The sequence below is a fragment of the Agarivorans sp. OAG1 genome, from assembly GCF_037076485.1.
Taxonomy (GTDB): domain Bacteria; phylum Pseudomonadota; class Gammaproteobacteria; order Enterobacterales; family Celerinatantimonadaceae; genus Agarivorans; species Agarivorans albus.
Genome location: NZ_AP028990.1, coordinates 185,473 through 203,002 on the forward strand (window position 1 = coordinate 185,473; position 17,530 = coordinate 203,002).

A 17,530-nucleotide genomic window follows, 5' to 3' on the forward strand; every position below is an offset into this window, starting at 1 on the left:
TGCGCTTGAGCCTTTCACCTATGCTTTCGCCAAATACAGCTTGGTGTTCTGATTCTATGATGGCGTTTGCTTGGTCAACTAATTTAAGATTTATAGTATGAGAAAAGTCGTATCCGTTCTAAGCACTTGTCTAGGGCTCGTGGTCCTAGGCTTCATGGGAGTCGCATCGTCGAGTGCGACCCAATTGCAATGCTTAGGTACTGAACCTTTTTGGGGTTTAGATGTAGAAGGTGGAGTGATTAAATATAGTGACATTGATGACAATATCACCATGTTTGAACTAAAGGAAAAGCTAGCTTCGAACAATCACACTAATCGCTGGATTATACAGGGTGCTGATTCTAAAGAAGGCAAAATTACAATTTCACTAAGTAAAACAGAACAATGTTCAGATGATATGTCTGATTTTGCTTATGAGTATGATGTTACGTTTGCCATGGGTGAGAACGCCTATAGTGGTTGTTGTAATCGTATGAAATAACAATTGCCCTAGAGCAAAAAGTAGTGGTTGCTCTAATTTGATTTCCAGTCAATATGCAAAAACTACAATTAGGCTTTAGCTTTAAGCTAAACAGCGTTTAAAGGCGCTCTACTGTTGGAATATTAAAGTAGGCATCGGGGTCGCTTTCTCTTAGTTGCTTGAGCTGGGTTTTACGCTTGAGCCCTTCGCTAACGCTTTCTCCAAATACAGCTTGGTGTTCTGATCCTATGATGGCGTTTGCTTTCTCGGTACTTGAGTTTGTTGTCTGCTTTACCCGCCTTGGTACTCAAAAAACACGCTGCGTAGCTCTGCTTTACAAAATGCTAGGTAGTTTTCTTTGTCCATGTTTAGGCCATTCCTAAAATTAATTAACAATCTAGGCCGCAGGCTACGCCACTGGCCCATGCCCATTGAAAATTAAAGCCCCCCAGCCAACCGGTTACGTCCATTACTTCGCCAATAAAGTAGAGGCCTTTTACACTGTTGGCCTGCATGGTTTTGGAGCTGAGTTCGTTGGTGTCTACGCCGCCTAGGGTCACTTCGGCGGTGCGGTAGCCCTCGGTGCCATTCATGGTGATTTGCCAATTGTTTAACTTGGCTGCAATACTGTCGCGTTCGCCATGGCCTAGCTGATTAAGTGCTTTGGCTAGCGTGTTTTCTTCAAATAAGGCTTCTACAAGGCGTTTGGGCAGCCATTGGCTTAAGGTGTTTTTTAGGCTTTGTTTGGGATGTTGCGATAATACCTGTTCGATCAAGGAGGCGGCATCTTGCTTGGGTAATAGGTTGATGCTTACCGCTTCACCGGGTTGCCAGTAGTTAGATATTTGCAATATAGCGGGGCCTGATAAGCCGCGGTGGGTAAATAATAGCGCTTCGCTAAATTGTTTGCCGTTAGCGGCAGTAATGCAGCTTGGCACCGCGATGCCCGAGAGGGCTTCAAAGTGCTCTTTTTGATCGCTATGCCAAGTAAATGGCACTAAACCGGCTCTAGTGGGTAGTACCTTAAGGCCAAACTGTTCTGCCAATTTGTAGCCAAATGGAGTGGCACCCAGTTTAGGCATAGATAGCCCGCCGGTGGCGATTACCAAGGAGCTGGCTTGGTAGCATTGACCGCCAGCGTGCACTTCAAACTGTTGTTCATCGAGCTGTTTTACGTACTTGATTTCGCTACGTAGGCTAATGGTAACGCCCGCCCAATCGCATTCGGTGAGCAGCATGTCTACGATATCTTTAGCACTGTCGTTACAGAACAATTGGCCATGATCACGTTCGTGGTATTCGATGCCGTGGCGCTCGACTAACTCTATAAAATTGCTTGAGGGGTAGCGTGCAAGAGCGGATTTAACAAAGTGTGGGTTACCACATAAGAAGTTGTCTGGGCTAACACTCTGATTAGTAAAGTTACAACGACCGCCGCCACTAATAAGGATTTTTCGACCTGCTTTTTTGGCGTTATCAATCACCAAAACCGAGCGCCCGCGATAGCCGGCGGTAGCCGCACACATCAAGCCTGCGGCGCCTGCGCCAATAATGATAACGTCGAATTGCTGTGTCATAACATGCCCCTGAAAAATCAGGGGCATTGTACCGCTAGCCTAGGTATTGAGCTAGCAAATGATGTGAGCTTAGTTTAACGCTCGTCCAGCCCCTTTGTTAAAGGCTTCTGCATGGAAGGTAATCCCGCTTACTGGCGCTGGCTGTGGTGCTTCTGGTTGTATGCTTGGGTTAAGTGGGTAACTTAGGCCGTCGAAGCGCAGTAAACGCAGGCCTGGAGTGGCTCCGCCGCCAGATACTTCTAGTAGCAAGTCTTGCCAGCGAGCATTGCTAGACGTAGCCAAAAAGAAGGGGCTGTGCACCAGTGTGGTTTTGCTTAAGAAACGGTGATTGTTATCTTTGGCTTCAAATACCAATAAGCTACATCCGCCGCTGCCACACCAGTCTACATAAGTAATGATTTCGTCTTTGCCATCGCCATTTAGATCAAACTTCCACCATTGGTATTTGGTGCCGTTTAGTTCGGTGCGGTGCAACTTAAAGTATTGTTTTAAGGCTGCTTCAACTTCAGGGTCGTAGTCGCTGCTGGCCATTAAGGTGGCAGGTTCAAAGGTACGTTGGTGGTAGACTTTTTTGCTGGTGCCTAAAGCTACTGCGGGGCCATCCATTTTCATCATGTTTAGCCCAGCACTGCCTTGCTGTTGTGATTCTGGGTTACGTAAACGCAGTAGTCGCCCGTCCCAGTCAAATATCATGTCGCTCTTCACTTGCTGGTGGTTACTTTGGCTTAAGGTTAAGGCCAAGCTGGATTCATTAAGCGGGTACCAGTAGCCTTTCTCGCTAAAGGTTTTTTCTTCTTCAAGGTAGGTGTTTTGTAGTTCGGCACTAAAGTCGGCGTTTAGGCTTAAATCCACTACGCGGCCAGAGCCAGACGCTGTGGGAAGTTTAACTTTGTAGTAGCCAGCAAGTAGTTCCACATTCTGTTGGAATGGGCGTCGTGCACAACCTTGGTAGATTTTGCCTTTATAAGTTAACTCGGCGCTATAGGAATAAACACTGTCCGCCATGGTATCTAAACACTGTTGTTTAGAAACGCTGAGGTAGAGTTCGCTGCCGGCTTGCCAATAGTGCAGGCCCTTATCAATGCCACTGCGAGTAATGGTTTTATTTGCTGCGCCCGACAGTGTGCTGAGTAACAACTTGTTGTCTTCAATATCTATTCGCCAACCTGGCTCATTGCCCCATGCACTAAGCTCGGCAATATCAAGCTTGCAGCCTGGGCCTTCAGAAGCCAAGTATTGCCATTCATCTGGGGTGATCTTGGCCAAGTAATCGGCTTGAGGCGCTTGCTTGCCTACGTTGGCAAAACGGCCCATCAGCTCTACGTAGATGCTTGCGTTGTTTGCAAAACGGCTAAGTACTTGTTTATCTGTCGAAGACAGCTCAACCCAGTATTGTTTATCTCCCTGACAAGGAGTGAAGATAGCGCCTGGTGCGCTAAGGGTGAGGCTCCCTTTTAGCGGAGTAAGCGGGTTAAGTTTTACTGGTACCTTAACGGGCTCTACTTTTTTTGGCGGTTCCGGCGGAGGCGTTTGGGAGCACCCTAACAATGTGATACAACTAAAAATTGCTAAGCTAAGTGTTTTAACAAGCCTCATTACCTTTCCTTAAGATGACAACTACAACTTAAAAGTGCCGATTAAATATTCAGCAACTCCATTTTCTTTGTTGCTAAGTGTTTGTTCTAAATGAGGTAAAGTCAACTTCAAACGGTCATGCGCGTTGGCCATGATCACACCTTTTCCTACTAGACTAAGCATTTCTTTATCATTAAGGCCGTCACCAAAGGCAATACAGTGCTCTGGCGCTATCGATTTCTGTGCCAGTACCGCTTTTAGCGCCTCGCCTTTATTGGCTTTTTGCGCCATTACTTCTAAGCAATCAGGTAGTGAAAAGGTGATATTTAGGCTATCGCCAAAGGCTTCGATGAAGTCTTTTTCTAGCTTGAGCAATATCTCGTGTTCGGCCACAAAAAACAATTTGCATATATGTTGGTGCTCTAAGGTGGAGAAGTCGGTTAACTGATAATCAAAGCCAGAGTGTTGATTAAACGAGCGGACATATTCGTTTTCTTGTTCAACGTACCAGTTATCTTCATGGTAAATATTTCGATGTAGTGTGTAGTGAGAGGAGATATCCAAAATGCGGTCGATTTCTTGTGAGTTTAAGTCGGCCCTAAATAGCACTTCACCTTGCTTGTTGTGCACTCTGGCACCGTTAGAAGTGATTAAATACATGGGAAAATCGAATTGATCGGCAATGGGGCGCACATCTATGTAATGGCGGCCAGTGGCAATTAAAAACTTAACGTTTTGCTGGTACAAACGGGTAATGGTTTGCAGCGTGTATTCTGAGATTTGATGCTCGCCGTTGAGCAATGTCCCATCGAGATCGGTGGCTATAAGCTGATACATAATGATGCTCCTTAGCTAGCCCGCAAAAGCGACGTAGCCCTTAATTAGCGTGCTGTTCGAAGAAGTTGAGAATACTGCTTAAAGCAGGGTTTCGCATCGAGTCGCTTTCGAACAGTATTTCGTGTTTTGCGCCAGCAATAATCTTGAATTGTGATGATGCCGCGCTTGAAGGCCCTAGTGCTTGAAAAAAAGCGCGCTGGCCCGCAGCGGTTACAATTTCATCTTGTTCTGCTTGTAATAATAGTAGTGGAACGCTGATCGTGTTGGCGCGATCGATGATTTGTTGCATAGCGGTAAAGCTTTGATCTAACCAGCGATTGGTTGGTCCGCCTAGCTGAATTTTGGGATGGGCCAAGTACACGGCTTGCATCTGCTTAAAGCGCTGTTCACTGTGAGTTAAGTGGTTATTGTTAAAGCTGCAGTGTTTGTAATCTGATTGGCCAACCGCATAGTAGGGGCCGCGCTTAAATTGCCGTTCAAGTTTACTCATAATCGCTGCTAAGCTGGTGGCAATTGGCTTAGGTAGCATGCCTAGATTAATACCAAACATTGGTGCAGATAGAGCGGCGGCAGTAAAGGTATTGGGAAATTGTTGTAAGTAATGAGCGGCGATAGCGCCGCCCATCGAGTGCGCCAATATAAACCGCTGTTGGTAATTAGCTAGCAAATCTTGCTGTTCAATAAGCGTGGCTAAATCATCAACGTAGTATTGAAAACTAGCTACATCACCGGGTTGCCAGCGGGCGCTTTCACGGTCAGATAAGCCTTGGCCGCGGTGGTCGATGATAAATACGTCGTAGCCTTGTTGGGCGAGATCGTAAGCGAGTTCATCGTATTTTAAATAGGCTTCGGTTCGCCCTGGTGAAACCACAATTACCTTGTTGTTAGGTTCGGCGGCCGCTAGTTTTAGATACTTTATGCTTAAGCCTTGCGCGCCAACAAAACTGGCTTCGCTGGTATGTTTAGCCCAGTAAGGTTGAATTTTTTCTGGGTACACCGTGGCCAGCTCATGCTCTTGGCTGAGTTGATAATTGGATGTACTCATAGTGCTAACCCCTGCTGGCTAAATATCAGCATTTATCTATACAACAAGCGTATGAATAAGAACAGAAATATCTAGGGGCTGTTGCTCATTAGTGGTGTTTTGGTGGTGGCCAATTGGTTCAAATACAAGCTAGCTTAAGCAGGGCAGCGGTGTTCTCGCAAGGTAACTAAAGGTGGCTCTTAGCTGCCAAAACCGGCACGTGCTAGCGTAACTAGCATTGGGATTAATAACAGCACACCTAGCTCAAGGCGAATTAACCAAATTACCGAGGAGTGTTGGCGATAGCTAATCATCGAGGGTTTGCCTTGTTTTAAGGCTTTGCGCCATCGATAAAAGGTGGCTGAAGGATAAAGAGACAACAGCACCACAACAAAAAACAGTAGCATTTTTAAAGCGAAGAATGGGTTGTCGAGGTAAGTATGGCTAGTGCTGTGAAACAAAAACAGCCGTAAAGCGCCGGTGATAAAAATCAATACCGTGGAAAAAGCATGGGTGGCATCGGCCAACAGCAACTTTTTTACATCATCTTGGGTCATTCCGCGGCGGAACAAAAAGGCTTCAGAGTACAGCGCACCTGCCAGCAAAATAATTGCTGTCACATGCAGTCCTGCATTAATCGCCTCTATTAGACTCATTGATCGTTATCCATGAAATAGTAATGTTTTAGAAAGCGCTACCGCGCGATGGCGGATAGTACTGCAAATCCCAGCCTGATGCTATACCCTAACAGCCCTAAGTCGCTGACGTCTAGAGTAGAGAGGGAAGGTTTTATGAAAGGAAAGCTACTGGCTTATGGCTTGCTGGTTCTGCCGCCACTATTCTGGGCCGGAAATTTTGTTACTGGGCGTTATATTTCAGAACAAGTGCCAGCGATGTCTTTGTCTTATTGGCGCTGGACTTTAGCCATGCTGATTGCCATGCCCTTGCTTTATCGCAGTATGTGGCGTCAGCGAGAAGTGATTAGCCAAAATTGGCTACGTATTTCGATTTTGGCATGCTTGGGTGTGGCGGGGTTTAACTCCTGTGTTTATATCGGTTTACAAAATACCACTGCCACCAACGCACTGATTATTAACTCGATGATTCCGATATTTATTTTGCTAGTGAGTTGGGTGTGGCTAAAACAAAGCATAACTCTGCGGCAAATGGTGGGCATTGTATTGTCTTTTGTTGGTGTGTTGGCTTTGTTGGTGAAAGGGCAGTGGCAGCAGTTGGCGACTTTTAGCATCAACCAAGGCGATGGTTGGATTGTTTTATCCTCTTTAGTTTGGGCGCTTTATTCCATTGGCTTACGCTATAAACCTGCCGAGCTAGGTGGAGCAGCTTTTCTAGGTTGCACGCTGGTTGTTGGGTCCTTAGTGCTGAGTCCATTTTATTGGCTAAATATACCTGAAGCCGCGTTTGAGGTAACTAATGATGCTATTGCAGCATTGGCTTATGTAGCGGTTTTTCCTTCTCTGCTGGCTTATTTGGCTTGGAATTATGGCGTTAAAAGCGTGGGAGCCAATATCGCTGGCCAATACATTCACTTAATGCCCTTATTTGGCGCCGTGCTGAGCGTGACTTTTTTGGGTGAGCAACTAGCGGCTTATCATGCTTTAGGGGCATTACTAATCGCCGCTGGCTTACTGGTTGCGCTATTGCCCTTCGCTGCTATTCGCGGGCGGTTCGCCAGCTTCAAAACTCACTAGTCGGCTTCCTTGAATGGTGAGCTCACCGGTTAAGTCTTGAGTAAGATCTTGAAACTGCTTACGTTTTATTTGAAAACGGCGCGACTCACCGCCTTCCACTGGGGTAAATTCCACAAAATAGCGATAACGCTTATGCCTATCTTCATTTTCTTTACCGGGACGAGTAATGGGGATTTCATCGCGTTTTGATACTGTTACCCAAAGGCTGTGTAGCGGTTGGGCTGAGTCCCAGCGACGCTGCTGAACATTACGCCATAATTGATATACCACCATGCCCACGATGATGAGCATCACTAAAAACCACCACCAAGGCATTAGCGCTTCCTCCTGCTTTGCTGTGTAATACCAATCGTACTAAGTAACTGTTCATCCCACCTGCTTAAAAAGCTCGATAACAACGTTAGAATTTTTGATTGTAGAATAACTACTTATCGAAAAATCCTGCCTTGCTCTCGAGTATTTTTCCTGCCTTATTGCTGATCACTTACTTAGTGTGATTGGTATAACCATAGTTGTTTTCTGTTTTGCAGCCTTAGCTGCTGGTTTTACTAAGTTTTTGTCGGATAGTCCCAATTCGTCAAGCCCAAATGCTTATTGTGTTGTTTGTTTTCTCGTTATTCCGCTCAAAAGCGCTTAGTATTCCTGCTAGAGATAAAGCAATAAAGGAATCTAGCTTGGGTGGTTGTTACCACAAGCCCCTATTCTTGGGCTTCTCTACATTTTTACAACTAAGCTTGCTGCTTAGCGTGTTGTTTACTGCTGCCTGTTACGCAAGCCCTAAAATGGAAGCCGCATTAGGTAAAGGCGCGTGGGGAGCCTGCCCGCAGCTAAACATTGAAGGGCTTAAGGTAAGCAGCTTTCCCCTGTTATTAAGGGTTGAGCATCTAGAGCTGGATGTGAGTTGTTTGCTTAGCTCAGGCAAGCAGGGAAGCGCCACCTTTGAGCCTGCCCAATGGCAAGCACCGGTTGAACAACTATTTACCCAGTTTCTCAACATTCCTGTGGCGTTTAATGGCAGCCGCATCGAAGTTGAGCTTCTAACTGTAAAGCACAGTAAGCAAATTCTTGTTGAAGGAAAGCTAAAGCTAAGCCAGCAAGATCAGCAGTGGCAGTTGAGCTTAAGCGAAACACAAGGCAGCCAAATTGAGCTAAGCATTGCAGCACAAGCGCAGACTTTTCAGCTAAGCGGGCAGTTAGCGCCGCTTCTACTCAAAACGTTAGCTCAGCACTTCGAGCAAGCTTGGTTAGCCGATGAGCGCTTGGCCAAACAGCAATTCTCTATTGCGGCAAATTTCTCGGATGACCTACTGGTTAAGGCCAATCTAAAACTGCCAAGCTTAGCAGCTACACTAGATGCGCAGTTGTCTGGTTGGGAAAACTGGCAGTTAGCCGCTTCCCACTCAGGTTTTAGCATTGATGAAATAGCACTACCGGCAGCCGCTTGGCAGTTTGAACAGCATAAATGGCATCTGAACGTTGCAGAGTGGCAGCTTATAGGGGAAGGACGTTGGCAACTGCAGCCTGAGTTGGCGATTACCGGCCGCTTAAACGGTGAAGACTTAATTGCGCTTCAGCAGCATTTTTACACTTTACCTAAACCGGCCAATCTATTGTCAGCAGCAGCTGAGCTGCAGTTTACTTGGAAGAATGAGCAGCTTAATGGGGAGCTTAAGGCTCAGAATATTAATGCCCTATGGGGAGAGCTCCGCTTTGATGGTGGAGAGTTAACTAGCGAATTCAAATTTCAGCCTCAGTTGGGCTGGCAGCATTCTGGAGTATTCACCTTAGCGCAATGGGATATCGGCATACCTTTATCGCAGTTAGCCCTTAATTGGCAGCAAACAGAATTTGCTCCATTGGCGCAGTGGCAGAGCGTAATGATGCGAAATATTGGCTTTAAGGTGTTGGGCGGCGAAGCGAGGGTAGCTCAGCTAGCGCTAGCATTACCTAATGTCGCCAATCTTGAGCTTGAAAAGGTGCAACTCGCTGAGTTAGTGAAGCTTTATCCCGAACTAGGCTTAACCATGCAAGGATCGGTGTCGGGCAATCTACCAGTACATTTTGCTGAGCAAGGCATCGCAATTGCAGCGGGGAGGCTGGCTGTTGAAGAGCCAAGAGGGCATATTGCGCTTACTCACCAATCGCTGGTGGCGATTAAAGCACAACACCCGTCGCTCGATTTTGCGTTAAGCTTATTAGAAGACTTTGATTATGAAACACTTGCAGCTGAAGTCGATTTTGCCGAAGATGGGCAACTCGACATGCAGGTAAAACTTATTGGGCGCAATCAGCAGGTTAGCCCACGGTTGGTGACATTGAACTATCGTCACCAAGAAAACATTTATCAGCTACTACGTAGTTTGCGTATTGGCGAACAACTGTCAGGACAACTGCAGCAATGGATAGACGATACTTCTTCTTCCCCCTAGTTTTAGTGTTAGGCCTAGCGGCCTGTACACCTAAGGTAGAGGTAGCGGTAGATAAGCCGATTACGGTTAATCTAAATGTAAAAATTGATCATGAAATTAGAGTGCGCGTTGATAAGCAACTTGATGATTTATTTAGTGATGAAAGCGGACTGTTTTAGGAGAGCATGATGAAAAGGAATAGCTGGATACTAGCCTTACTGTTAAGCCTTAGCTTTTCTGTGGCGGCCTTGGATTTAGGTGAAGCAAAGAATAATGGTTGGGTGGGTGAGCAAACCAATGGTTTGTTAGGCATTGTTAGCCACAATGCTGAAGTAAAAGCCTTAGTGGATGGTATTAACCAAAAGCGTTTAGCCAAATACAAGCAAATTGCTAAAGAGAACGGTTTAACTGAGCAACAAGTGGCTGCGCTGGCGGGCAAAAAAGCGATTGAGCGCAGTGATAGTGGCGCTTATATTCAATCTCCCTCGGGCGATTGGGTGAAAAAACCTTAACTACGACATTTACAGCGTAGTTTAATGTTGCTTGAGGTAGTGAGTGATTTCAGTTACTACCTCAAGGTAGCAAGTTAAGCATTTTTCAAGATCTGCTTGGGGCTGTTCACTCTGTTTCAACAGCTTAACCCAAGAGCTAAGCGCCGGGCTACAAACCAAAGCGGCTATGCCTTGAAGCTGTTGTAATAAGCCGCTATTTACTTTGCCCTCTTCAATGGCTTGTCTAATCTGTTGAGCTTCTTGTTCGCTGCCATTAACAACATCTGTCAACCACACTTTAAGCAACTGTTCGTTGCCAAACTGTGCTTTTAGTTTAAACCAATCTATAGGGCTCTGTTGGTTCATGGTTTAGGCGTGTAAATGGCAGAAGGAAAGGGCGTTATGTTACTGGCTTCATGGATTTTAGAATTACCTAGTTTGTCCACTTCATCAATTCGTAAGATGTTATGCATCGGTACCATGGTGCGATTTACTCCAGAGAACTCTGTCTTTAACTTTTCTTCGCTGGGGTCAACGACCAACTGCGCGCGGGCATCAAATACAAAATCACCCACTTCAATAAAGCCAAATAAACTGGCTTGATTTACGTGTTTAGCATACAGCTCGTAGGTTTTGCCGTTACAGATGAAATTCACTCGATACAGCTGTGACATGAGATACCCGTTTAATCCATTTTTAAAGCGAAGTATTGGTTAAAAATACCTACAAATAGGCATAAATCTGAACGATTGTACCCGTAAAAACGAAAGCAAAGCTAGTGAAGAAGTGAGCTATTTACACTTATTTGCAAATTAAGCTAAGGCTATGTTGTAAAAGCTTTTTAAGTAAAATTTTATTTAGTTATTGCTGAGTTTTTAGGCGGGGATATAAATGAAAAAGGCAGCTAACGCTGCCTTTTATTTAATTTTCTTGTGAGTCTATTGGGTCTGCGGAACCAAATTCTGCCATTTCGTTAGGGTCTACGCCTAATTCTTGGCATGCATCTAAAAACGAGGCTCCTGTATGACACATTAATATGTCGATGGCAGGTAGCATATTGGGTGCTTCTGACATGGCCAGCTCCGGCATTTGTTAATAAAAAGATAAGATAGTGGCGACACTCTCCCACAGTTTAGCAGATCCCCCAAGAGAGCTAGATCACGTTATTAGCGATGAATTGATGAATAAAACAGCAGTATTGCTGCCATGGTGTGACTATTGTCCAGTTATTCTTTTGTTAATCAGCTACCTAGCAGATGTTGTGAGTTTGTTACTTAAGAAAAAGGTTTGTGGTATTAAATGCAAGTTAATACACTGGTCGGACTAAAATTTGCGAATACAGAAAGGACAAGCAATGCTCGAATACTATCCAATGGTAAAACACCTACATATGACCTTGGCAATGCTAAGCATATTAGGCTTTATTTTTCGCTGGATTCTTGCCTTATTTGGTTCGTCATTACTCAAGCGTACTTGGTTAAAAGTACTACCGCATATTATTGATACTGGCTTGCTGGTTGCGGCTATTTTGCTTTGCGTGATGCTGCAGCAATACCCCATCGCGCAAGATTGGCTGACCGCTAAAGTGGTGCTTTTGGTGGTGTATATTGTGTTGGGGATGTTTGCTCTTAAGCGCGCGCCAAATCAGCTAGTGAGAATATTGGCCGGTTTAGCCGCTATTGCTGTGTTTGCCCAAATACTCGTTGTGGCTTTTAGTCGCTCTCCGTTGGGCTTATTTGCTTAGGTATTGCTTATGCTACTTGGTGCTTTGCGTTCATTGTTACTTACTTTGTGGCGCTTCTCGATTATCTACAGTTCGATTGTGATTGCTTGGCTGTATTGCCACATTATGAACGTTGATTTTGAGATTGTGGATACAGGCACCAACCAACATAAAACCATAATTGTAGGTTTGTACTTGGTTTACCTTGGCTTATGGTGGTGGTTAAACCCCTATTTGGCGCGAAATCGCCGCCAAAATTAACGGTAACGCCAATAGGCTGGCAGAAACAATACCAGCACTGTTAGTACTTCTAATCGCCCTAATAACATTCCTAAAGACAGCAGCCACTTGGCTGAGTCTGGCAGTAAGTGGAAGTTATGGTCGGGGCCAATTACTCTACCAAAACCTGGGCCAACGTTAGCTAATGCGGTCATTGCGCCTGACAATGCGGTTATTGGGTCTAAACCCAGTAAGGCTAAACCGCTGGCTAACAAGATGAGAGTAAAGAAAAAAGCAAAAATAAAAGCCACCAAGGAGCGGATGTGTTGCTCGCTGACTAAACGACCGTTGTAGCGGTGTGGATAAATGCCATTTGGGTGAACTAGCTGTTTTAACTGGCGTGAAAACAATCCGCTAGCCAGTTGAAAACGAAATATTTTTATTCCCCCAGACGTAGAGCCTGAACAGGCACCAACCAGCATTAAAAAGATAAATAACACGGTGGTGAAGTTACCCCAATGGCTAAAGTCGGTGAGTCCGTAACCGGTGGTGGTAACAATTGAAATGATATTAAAGATGCTGATGCGCAGCGCATCCAATAGTGAAAAGGTACCGTGCATCCATAGCCAAATACTCATCATGCCACCCACCACCAAAATTAAGCTCACAAATCCCCTAACTTGAGCGTCTTTCCAGATGTAGCGAGGATCTTTATGGCGAATCGATTGTACCAAGAGCAAGAAGGGCAGGCCGCCGAGTAACATAAATACGCTGCCTACCCAGTGGCTGGCATTGCTAAAATGCGCCATTGATTCATCGGAGGTGGAGTAACCGCCAGTTGAAATGGTGGTCATTGAATGATTAATCGCTTCAAACCAGTCCATGCCAGTTAAGTGATAAGCACCGGCGCAAAGAATGGATAGCAACAAATACACTTTGAGCATGTTGCTGGCGACATTTTTGGTTTTTGGGGTGTTTTTATCAGACCAATCAGATGATTCGGTTTGGAATAAACGCATTCCGCCAACATTCAAAAATGGCAATATCGCTACACTTAAAACAATAAAGCCTATTCCACCGAGCCATTGCAGCATAGAGCGCCACAACAACGCGCTTTTAGGCATCTCATCCAAACCCGCCAGTACTGTAGAACCAGTGGTGGTTAGCCCAGACATGGTTTCGAAAAAAGCATCGGTAAAGCTAATGTGGTCTATTCGATAAAGAGGTAGTGCACCAAATAAGCAGGCGATTAACCAAACTGTGGTGGTAAGCAAAAACATGCCTCGCACCGAGAGTTTAAAGTTGGGCCGTTTACCCCAACGAATGAGGGCAAAAGCCACAGACTGAGTGATAACAATGGTATAGAAAAACTCGACGTAATCCGGTTCGTCGTAAGCCATTCCTAATGCTAAGGGCGCTAGCATTAATAGGCTGAGTTTGGACAATACCAAACCCGTCACAAACATGATGGGCCTGAGATCGGGGGCAATCATCATGTGAAAAAACCTACAGGAAGAACGGACTAGGCTGGAATAAACGCTCAACTTCAGGGATAAATTTCTTATCCACTAAGAACATCACTACGTGGTCATCTTGCTCAATCACCGTATCGTCGTGGGCAATGATCACTTCGTTACCGCGCACGACTGCACCAATGGTTGTACCGGGAGGAAGCTTTAACTCACCAACGCTTCGCCCCACCACTTTTGATGTATTACTATCGCCATGCGCGATGGCTTCAATGGCTTCGGCTGCACCGCGGCGCAGTGAGTAAACATTTACGATATCGGCACGTCGAACATGAGTAAGCAGGGCTGAGATAGTCGCTTGCTGCGGTGAGATGGCAATATCGATAGTGCCGCCTTGTACTAACTCTACGTAAGCGCCACGTTGAATTAGCACCATCACTTTTTTAGCGCCCATGCGTTTGGCTAACATGGCCGACATGATGTTAGCTTCATCATCGTTAGTTACCGCGATAAATACATCAACTTGTTCGATGTTCTCTTCGCTGAGCAACTCTTGGTCAGAGGCATCACCACAAAATACGATGGTATTGTTTAGCATTTCTGCCAGTTGCTCGGCGCGGCGTTGGTTGCGTTCGATAAGTTTAACGCTGTATTGGCTTTCTAAGCGCTTAGCTAGCGCAGCGCCAATGTTACCGCCGCCAACAATCATTAGGCGCCGATAAGGTTTCTCAAGTTTCTGCAGTTCGGCCATTACTTTGCGAATATGATCGCTGGCTGCTACAAAAAACACCTCATCATCTGCTTCAATCACAGTGGTGCCTTGTGGGCGAATTGCGCGGCCTTGGCGGAAAATTGCTGCAACTCGGGTTTCAATATCAGGCATGTGGTCACGTAATACCGATAAGGCATTACCTACCAAAGGACCGCCATAGTAGGCTTTAATCGCTACCAGACCTACTCGACCTCGGGCAAATTGCATCACCTGCAATGCGCCAGGGTAGTCAATTAAACGGCTGATGTAGTCGGTAACCAGTTGTTCGGGCGCTATCAAGTGGTCGAGCGGAACCGCCTCATTACAAAACAGTGCTTCTTTCTCGGCAAGCAACTCTTCAGAGCGAATTCGCGCCACTTTATTTGGCGTATTAAACAGTGTGTAAGCAATCTGGCAAGCCGCCATATTGGTCTCATCGCTGTTCGTTACCGCGACCAACATGTCGGCATCGTGCGCACCCGCCTCACGTAATACGCTGGGGTGGGCGGCATGACCAAATACAACCTGTAAATCAAACTTATCTTGCAGCTCTCGTAAGCGGTCTTGGTTAGTATCTACCAGGGTGATATCTGATTTCTCACCCACGAGGTTTTCCGCTAACGTGCCACCTACTTGGCCCGCTCCAAGAATAATGATTTTCATTTGCTAACAATACCTTAAGCGTTTATTGCTATTTTTTAGTGTTACTCTTGATGGCGCGAAAGGCAAGCCTAGGGGCTGTTTATCTTTCGCGGTTAAATTTTGTTCGCGATAAAATCGTTTTAGGCGCGGCAAGGCGCGTGTAGCCTAGCATTCTAGGTAAATACGCCTTAACAAAGTATAAAACGATTTTAGGCGAACCCTTCGGGCAGCGTTTGTGGCTTATTTCTACTGCGTTATCAGCTTCTCATGTAGGCTCGCTACACATTAAATCTTCTGCCTTGTATAAATAAGCCACAAATGGCTGCAAAAATCAGCTCGAAGGATAAACAGCCCCTAGGGCAAGGTTTTCCGTAGTCGAGCATAATAAAAACCATCCATGTTATTGTTGCCGGGTAAAAGTTGCCAACCAGGTTGAGTTGCTGTTTCATCTTGGTTAATTGGCACCAGTTCAGCATCCGCGGTTTGTTGCAAAAATGCCGCAATTTGCTGGCTGTTTTCGTCGGGCAACACCGAACAGGTCGCGTAAAGCATAACTCCACCGGGTTTTAGCTGCTGCCAAAGCGCCTCTAAGATTTCTTTTTGTAGCTTCACTAACTCTGCAATATCGCTATCACGGCGCAACCATTTGATGTCGGGGTGGCGGCGAATAACGCCTGTGGCCGAGCAGGGGGCGTCTAACAAAATCCGGTCGAAAGGCTGATCGTTCCAACGTTCTGGTTTGCTGGCGTCATTACAATGCAAAGTAGCTTTTAAACCTATTCGCTCGAGGTTCTCTGTAACACGGTTTAAGCGTGCTTGTTCGGTATCTACCGCAACCAGCTCAGCTAATGCTGGTTGTAGTTCTAGAATGTGACAGGTTTTTCCGCCTGGTGCAGCACAGGCATCTAATACACGCTCACCTGGCTGCGCATCCAATAAGCTGGCTGCCATTTGCGCGGCGCCATCTTGCACCGAAGATGCACCTTCGGCGAAACGAGGTAGTTTATGCACGGGTTGTGCTTTGTCTAAACATAAGGCTTGCTGCGCCAGCGGGGAACTTTGGCTGGCGATCTCTAAATCCGCAAGCTCTGTTTGGTAAGCATCGCGTTCACCTTGTAGAGCGTTTACCCTTATCCACATTGGAGCATGTTGGTTATTAGCTTCGAGTATTTGCGCCCATTGTTCTGGATAAGCTGCTTTTAAGCGTTTGCTTATCCAGCTAGGGTGGCAATATTGCAAGCTGTCGTTGGCAGTTAGCTGGGGCTCTAATTGCTCGCGTTGGCGCTCGGCATTGCGTAATACACCATTAACCAGTTTTTTTAGGCTATGCAGTTTTAACTGACTGGTGGCGGATACCGTCTCCGACACCGCAGCATGAGCGGGCACTCGCATATAGAACAGCTGGTACAAGCCAACCATTAGCAAAAAGTGACCATTACGGATTTTGCCTTTTAGGGGTTTATCCATTAGCTGTTGCAAAACCGCTTCAAAACGCGGTAGCCAACGCAACACACCAAAACATAGCTCTTTTACTAAGGCGTGATCGCGCGCCACTACTTGAGGCAATACGCGTGGCAGCATTTGGCTTAGTGACTGGCCTTGGTCTACCACTTGATACAAAATGTTGGCCGCGGCTGCGCGGGCATTTACTTGCTTATTTTTTGGCTGTTCAGCCATTAGCACTCTCCAGCTTAGCACCAAGTTCAAACCACTCTTTTCGAGCATTTAGTACGTCTGCGGCGGCTAAGGCTTTTTTGCCTGGGATTTGAATTATCTCAAGGCGCAAAGCATCTTTGCCGGTGGTCACTACAATGCCGTGTTTATCTGCCGCAATGATAGTGCCTGGAGCCTGTTGGCCAGAGTGCTGCTGTACGCTGGCTTGCCATACCTTAATGTTTTTATCTGCTAGGGTGAAGTAGCTCATTGGCCAAGGATTAAAGGCGCGAATGCAGCGTTCGATAAACTTGGCATCTTGTTGCCAATCAATACAGGCTTCAGCTTTGCTAAGCTTTTTAGCGTAATTTGCTTGGCTATCGTCTTGCGGTGTAGCGCTCAACTCTCCGTTTGCCAAACCTTCAACAGCTTTAACCAGTGAATGCGGGCCTACTTCGGCCAGTTTGTCATACAGTGATGCACTGGTTTCATCTTTGGCGATTTCAACTTCATCTAATAACAGCATGTCACCGGTATCTAAACCAATGTCCATTTGCATGATGGTCACGCCCGAGTGGCTATCGCCAGCCCAAATTGAGCGCTGAATCGGTGCCGCTCCGCGCCAGCGGGGTAATAAAGAACCATGCACATTAATACACCCTAAACGCGGTGTATCTAAAACAACTTGAGGCAGTAGCAAACCGTAAGCCACTACTATCATTAAATCGGCGTTTAACGCAGCTAACTGCTGTTGTGCTTCTTCGCTCTTAAAGTTTTCCGGTTGGTAAACTGCAATGCCGTGCTCAAGCGCTAGCTGCTTTACCGGGCTAGCTTGCAGCTTTTTACCGCGACCCGCCGGGCGATCTGGCTGGGTATAGGCGGCAACGACTTGGTGGTCACTGGCAATTAATGCGCTTAGGTGGCGCGCCGCAAAATCCGGCGTGCCGGCAAAGATGATCCGCAATGGCGTCATGCTGTGTTGTACCTTT

20 protein-coding genes are annotated in these 17,530 nt (G+C 46.1%); 7 read left to right on the forward strand and 13 right to left on the reverse strand.

The window, feature by feature from the left end:
* Positions 1 to 154: 154 nt before the first annotated feature.
* On the forward strand, positions 155 to 481 hold the full coding sequence (locus OAG1_RS00875; RefSeq protein ID WP_338623185.1) for a hypothetical protein: 327 nt from the start codon (positions 155 to 157) through the stop codon (positions 479 to 481).
* Positions 482 to 849: 368 nt separating this feature from the next.
* Here OAG1_RS00875 and OAG1_RS00880 read toward each other — a convergent pair whose 3' ends face one another.
* The 5 genes from OAG1_RS00880 to OAG1_RS00900 all read right to left on the reverse strand — a co-directional run bounded on the left by OAG1_RS00880 (position 850) and on the right by OAG1_RS00900 (position 6,129).
* Positions 850 to 2,037: an NAD(P)/FAD-dependent oxidoreductase gene (locus OAG1_RS00880; RefSeq protein WP_338623188.1), complete on the reverse strand. Its 1,188-nt coding sequence runs from the start codon at positions 2,035 to 2,037 to the stop codon at positions 850 to 852.
* 69 nt (positions 2,038 to 2,106) lie between these two features.
* Complete coding sequence (locus OAG1_RS00885) at positions 2,107 to 3,633, reverse strand: copper resistance protein NlpE N-terminal domain-containing protein (protein ID WP_338623190.1); 1,527 nt, start codon at positions 3,631 to 3,633, stop codon at positions 2,107 to 2,109.
* A 21-nt stretch (positions 3,634 to 3,654) separates the two neighbouring features.
* A complete protein-coding gene (locus OAG1_RS00890; RefSeq protein ID WP_338623192.1) occupies positions 3,655 to 4,449 on the reverse strand; it encodes a Cof-type HAD-IIB family hydrolase in 795 nt (264 codons plus the stop codon).
* 40 nt (positions 4,450 to 4,489) lie between these two features.
* A complete protein-coding gene (locus OAG1_RS00895; protein WP_338623194.1) occupies positions 4,490 to 5,494 on the reverse strand; it encodes an alpha/beta fold hydrolase in 1,005 nt (334 codons plus the stop codon).
* 179 nt (positions 5,495 to 5,673) lie between these two features.
* The gene (locus tag OAG1_RS00900) at positions 5,674 to 6,129 is read right to left on the reverse strand and encodes a DUF2214 family protein (protein ID WP_016399917.1); all 456 of its coding nucleotides are present in this window, start codon (positions 6,127 to 6,129) and stop codon (positions 5,674 to 5,676) included.
* 135 nt (positions 6,130 to 6,264) lie between these two features.
* On the opposite strand from OAG1_RS00900, the gene OAG1_RS00905 reads away from it, so the two are divergent.
* Positions 6,265 to 7,185 (forward strand): DMT family transporter, encoded by a 921-nt coding sequence (locus tag OAG1_RS00905; RefSeq protein ID WP_338623198.1) that lies wholly within the window; start codon positions 6,265 to 6,267, stop codon positions 7,183 to 7,185.
* Here OAG1_RS00905 and OAG1_RS00910 read toward each other — a convergent pair.
* Positions 7,132 to 7,500, reverse strand: coding sequence for a DUF2500 family protein (locus OAG1_RS00910; RefSeq protein WP_338623200.1), 369 nt, complete (start codon positions 7,498 to 7,500; stop codon positions 7,132 to 7,134). The two genes, OAG1_RS00905 and OAG1_RS00910, sit on opposite strands and share 54 nt — an antisense overlap.
* A 359-nt stretch (positions 7,501 to 7,859) precedes the next feature.
* On the opposite strand from OAG1_RS00910, the gene OAG1_RS00915 reads away from it, so the two are divergent.
* The 3 genes from OAG1_RS00915 to OAG1_RS00925 are packed head-to-tail and all read left to right on the forward strand — an operon-like array spanning position 7,860 to position 10,105.
* Positions 7,860 to 9,614, forward strand: a complete 1,755-nt coding sequence (locus OAG1_RS00915) for a YdbH domain-containing protein (protein WP_338623202.1) — start codon at positions 7,860 to 7,862, stop codon at positions 9,612 to 9,614.
* Positions 9,584 to 9,772, forward strand: coding sequence for a YnbE family lipoprotein (locus tag OAG1_RS00920; RefSeq protein WP_016399913.1), 189 nt, complete (start codon positions 9,584 to 9,586; stop codon positions 9,770 to 9,772). The genes OAG1_RS00915 and OAG1_RS00920 overlap by 31 nt, the downstream gene beginning before the upstream one ends.
* Positions 9,773 to 9,781: 9 nt before the next feature.
* The gene (locus OAG1_RS00925; protein ID WP_152783789.1) at positions 9,782 to 10,105 is read left to right on the forward strand and encodes a YdbL family protein; all 324 of its coding nucleotides are present in this window, start codon (positions 9,782 to 9,784) and stop codon (positions 10,103 to 10,105) included.
* Between the two features lie 21 nt (positions 10,106 to 10,126).
* Here OAG1_RS00925 and OAG1_RS00930 read toward each other — a convergent pair whose 3' ends face one another.
* The 3 genes from OAG1_RS00930 to OAG1_RS00940 all read right to left on the reverse strand — a co-directional run bounded on the left by OAG1_RS00930 (position 10,127) and on the right by OAG1_RS00940 (position 11,158).
* On the reverse strand, positions 10,127 to 10,450 hold the full coding sequence (locus OAG1_RS00930; RefSeq protein WP_338623205.1) for a hypothetical protein: 324 nt from the start codon (positions 10,448 to 10,450) through the stop codon (positions 10,127 to 10,129).
* Positions 10,447 to 10,758 carry a DUF1820 family protein gene (locus OAG1_RS00935; RefSeq protein ID WP_338623207.1) on the reverse strand — a complete coding sequence of 104 codons (312 nt, stop codon included), beginning with the start codon at positions 10,756 to 10,758 and terminating at the stop codon, positions 10,447 to 10,449. The genes OAG1_RS00930 and OAG1_RS00935 overlap by 4 nt, the downstream gene beginning before the upstream one ends.
* A gap of 247 nt (positions 10,759 to 11,005) precedes the next feature.
* Complete coding sequence (locus OAG1_RS00940; protein ID WP_016399909.1) at positions 11,006 to 11,158, reverse strand: hypothetical protein; 153 nt, start codon at positions 11,156 to 11,158, stop codon at positions 11,006 to 11,008.
* A gap of 280 nt (positions 11,159 to 11,438) precedes the next feature.
* Between OAG1_RS00940 and OAG1_RS00945 the strand changes: the two genes are divergently transcribed.
* Both OAG1_RS00945 and OAG1_RS00950 read left to right on the forward strand, forming a co-directional pair.
* On the forward strand, positions 11,439 to 11,828 hold the full coding sequence (locus OAG1_RS00945) for a SirB2 family protein (protein ID WP_016399908.1): 390 nt from the start codon (positions 11,439 to 11,441) through the stop codon (positions 11,826 to 11,828).
* 9 nt (positions 11,829 to 11,837) lie between these two features.
* Positions 11,838 to 12,068, forward strand: a complete 231-nt coding sequence (locus OAG1_RS00950) for a hypothetical protein (RefSeq protein WP_016399907.1) — start codon at positions 11,838 to 11,840, stop codon at positions 12,066 to 12,068.
* On the opposite strand, the gene OAG1_RS00955 is transcribed toward OAG1_RS00950, so the two are convergent.
* From OAG1_RS00955 to fmt, 4 genes are all read right to left on the reverse strand, one after another.
* Positions 12,065 to 13,519, reverse strand: a complete 1,455-nt coding sequence (locus tag OAG1_RS00955) for a TrkH family potassium uptake protein (protein WP_338626406.1) — start codon at positions 13,517 to 13,519, stop codon at positions 12,065 to 12,067. The genes OAG1_RS00950 and OAG1_RS00955 overlap by 4 nt on opposite strands.
* Before the next feature lie 13 nt (positions 13,520 to 13,532).
* A complete protein-coding gene (trkA, locus tag OAG1_RS00960; protein ID WP_152783785.1) occupies positions 13,533 to 14,909 on the reverse strand; it encodes a Trk system potassium transporter TrkA in 1,377 nt (458 codons plus the stop codon).
* Positions 14,910 to 15,242: 333 nt separating this feature from the next.
* On the reverse strand, positions 15,243 to 16,565 hold the full coding sequence (rsmB, locus tag OAG1_RS00965) for a 16S rRNA (cytosine(967)-C(5))-methyltransferase RsmB (RefSeq protein ID WP_338623211.1): 1,323 nt from the start codon (positions 16,563 to 16,565) through the stop codon (positions 15,243 to 15,245).
* On the reverse strand, positions 16,558 to 17,514 hold the full coding sequence (fmt, locus tag OAG1_RS00970; RefSeq protein ID WP_338623213.1) for a methionyl-tRNA formyltransferase: 957 nt from the start codon (positions 17,512 to 17,514) through the stop codon (positions 16,558 to 16,560). Before fmt ends, rsmB begins: the two co-directional genes overlap by 8 nt.
* Between the last annotated feature and the right edge of the window lie 16 nt (positions 17,515 to 17,530).

Excerpts from the sequence above, each read along its gene's own strand:
- OAG1_RS00920 (WP_016399913.1), top strand. The coding sequence starts at position 9,584 with ATGGATAGACGATACTTCTTCTTCCCCCTAGTTTTAGTGTTAGGCCTA.
- OAG1_RS00950 (WP_016399907.1), top strand. The coding sequence starts at position 11,838 with ATGCTACTTGGTGCTTTGCGTTCATTGTTACTTACTTTGTGGCGCTTC.
- trkA (WP_152783785.1), bottom strand. The coding sequence starts at position 14,909 with ATGAAAATCATTATTCTTGGAGCGGGCCAAGTAGGTGGCACGTTAGCG.
- OAG1_RS00900 (WP_016399917.1), bottom strand. The coding sequence starts at position 6,129 with ATGAGTCTAATAGAGGCGATTAATGCAGGACTGCATGTGACAGCAATT.
- rsmB (WP_338623211.1), bottom strand. The coding sequence starts at position 16,565 with ATGGCTGAACAGCCAAAAAATAAGCAAGTAAATGCCCGCGCAGCCGCG.
- OAG1_RS00890 (WP_338623192.1), bottom strand. The coding sequence starts at position 4,449 with ATGTATCAGCTTATAGCCACCGATCTCGATGGGACATTGCTCAACGGC.
- OAG1_RS00875 (WP_338623185.1), top strand. The coding sequence starts at position 155 with ATGGGAGTCGCATCGTCGAGTGCGACCCAATTGCAATGCTTAGGTACT.
- OAG1_RS00925 (WP_152783789.1), top strand. The coding sequence starts at position 9,782 with ATGAAAAGGAATAGCTGGATACTAGCCTTACTGTTAAGCCTTAGCTTT.
- OAG1_RS00905 (WP_338623198.1), top strand. The coding sequence starts at position 6,265 with ATGAAAGGAAAGCTACTGGCTTATGGCTTGCTGGTTCTGCCGCCACTA.
- OAG1_RS00935 (WP_338623207.1), bottom strand. The coding sequence starts at position 10,758 with ATGTCACAGCTGTATCGAGTGAATTTCATCTGTAACGGCAAAACCTAC.
- OAG1_RS00895 (WP_338623194.1), bottom strand. The coding sequence starts at position 5,494 with ATGAGTACATCCAATTATCAACTCAGCCAAGAGCATGAGCTGGCCACG.
- OAG1_RS00930 (WP_338623205.1), bottom strand. The coding sequence starts at position 10,450 with ATGAACCAACAGAGCCCTATAGATTGGTTTAAACTAAAAGCACAGTTT.
- OAG1_RS00885 (WP_338623190.1), bottom strand. The coding sequence starts at position 3,633 with ATGAGGCTTGTTAAAACACTTAGCTTAGCAATTTTTAGTTGTATCACA.
- OAG1_RS00945 (WP_016399908.1), top strand. The coding sequence starts at position 11,439 with ATGCTCGAATACTATCCAATGGTAAAACACCTACATATGACCTTGGCA.
- OAG1_RS00955 (WP_338626406.1), bottom strand. The coding sequence starts at position 13,519 with ATGATTGCCCCCGATCTCAGGCCCATCATGTTTGTGACGGGTTTGGTA.
- OAG1_RS00910 (WP_338623200.1), bottom strand. The coding sequence starts at position 7,500 with ATGCCTTGGTGGTGGTTTTTAGTGATGCTCATCATCGTGGGCATGGTG.
- fmt (WP_338623213.1), bottom strand. The coding sequence starts at position 17,514 with ATGACGCCATTGCGGATCATCTTTGCCGGCACGCCGGATTTTGCGGCG.
- OAG1_RS00880 (WP_338623188.1), bottom strand. The coding sequence starts at position 2,037 with ATGACACAGCAATTCGACGTTATCATTATTGGCGCAGGCGCCGCAGGC.
- OAG1_RS00940 (WP_016399909.1), bottom strand. The coding sequence starts at position 11,158 with ATGTCAGAAGCACCCAATATGCTACCTGCCATCGACATATTAATGTGT.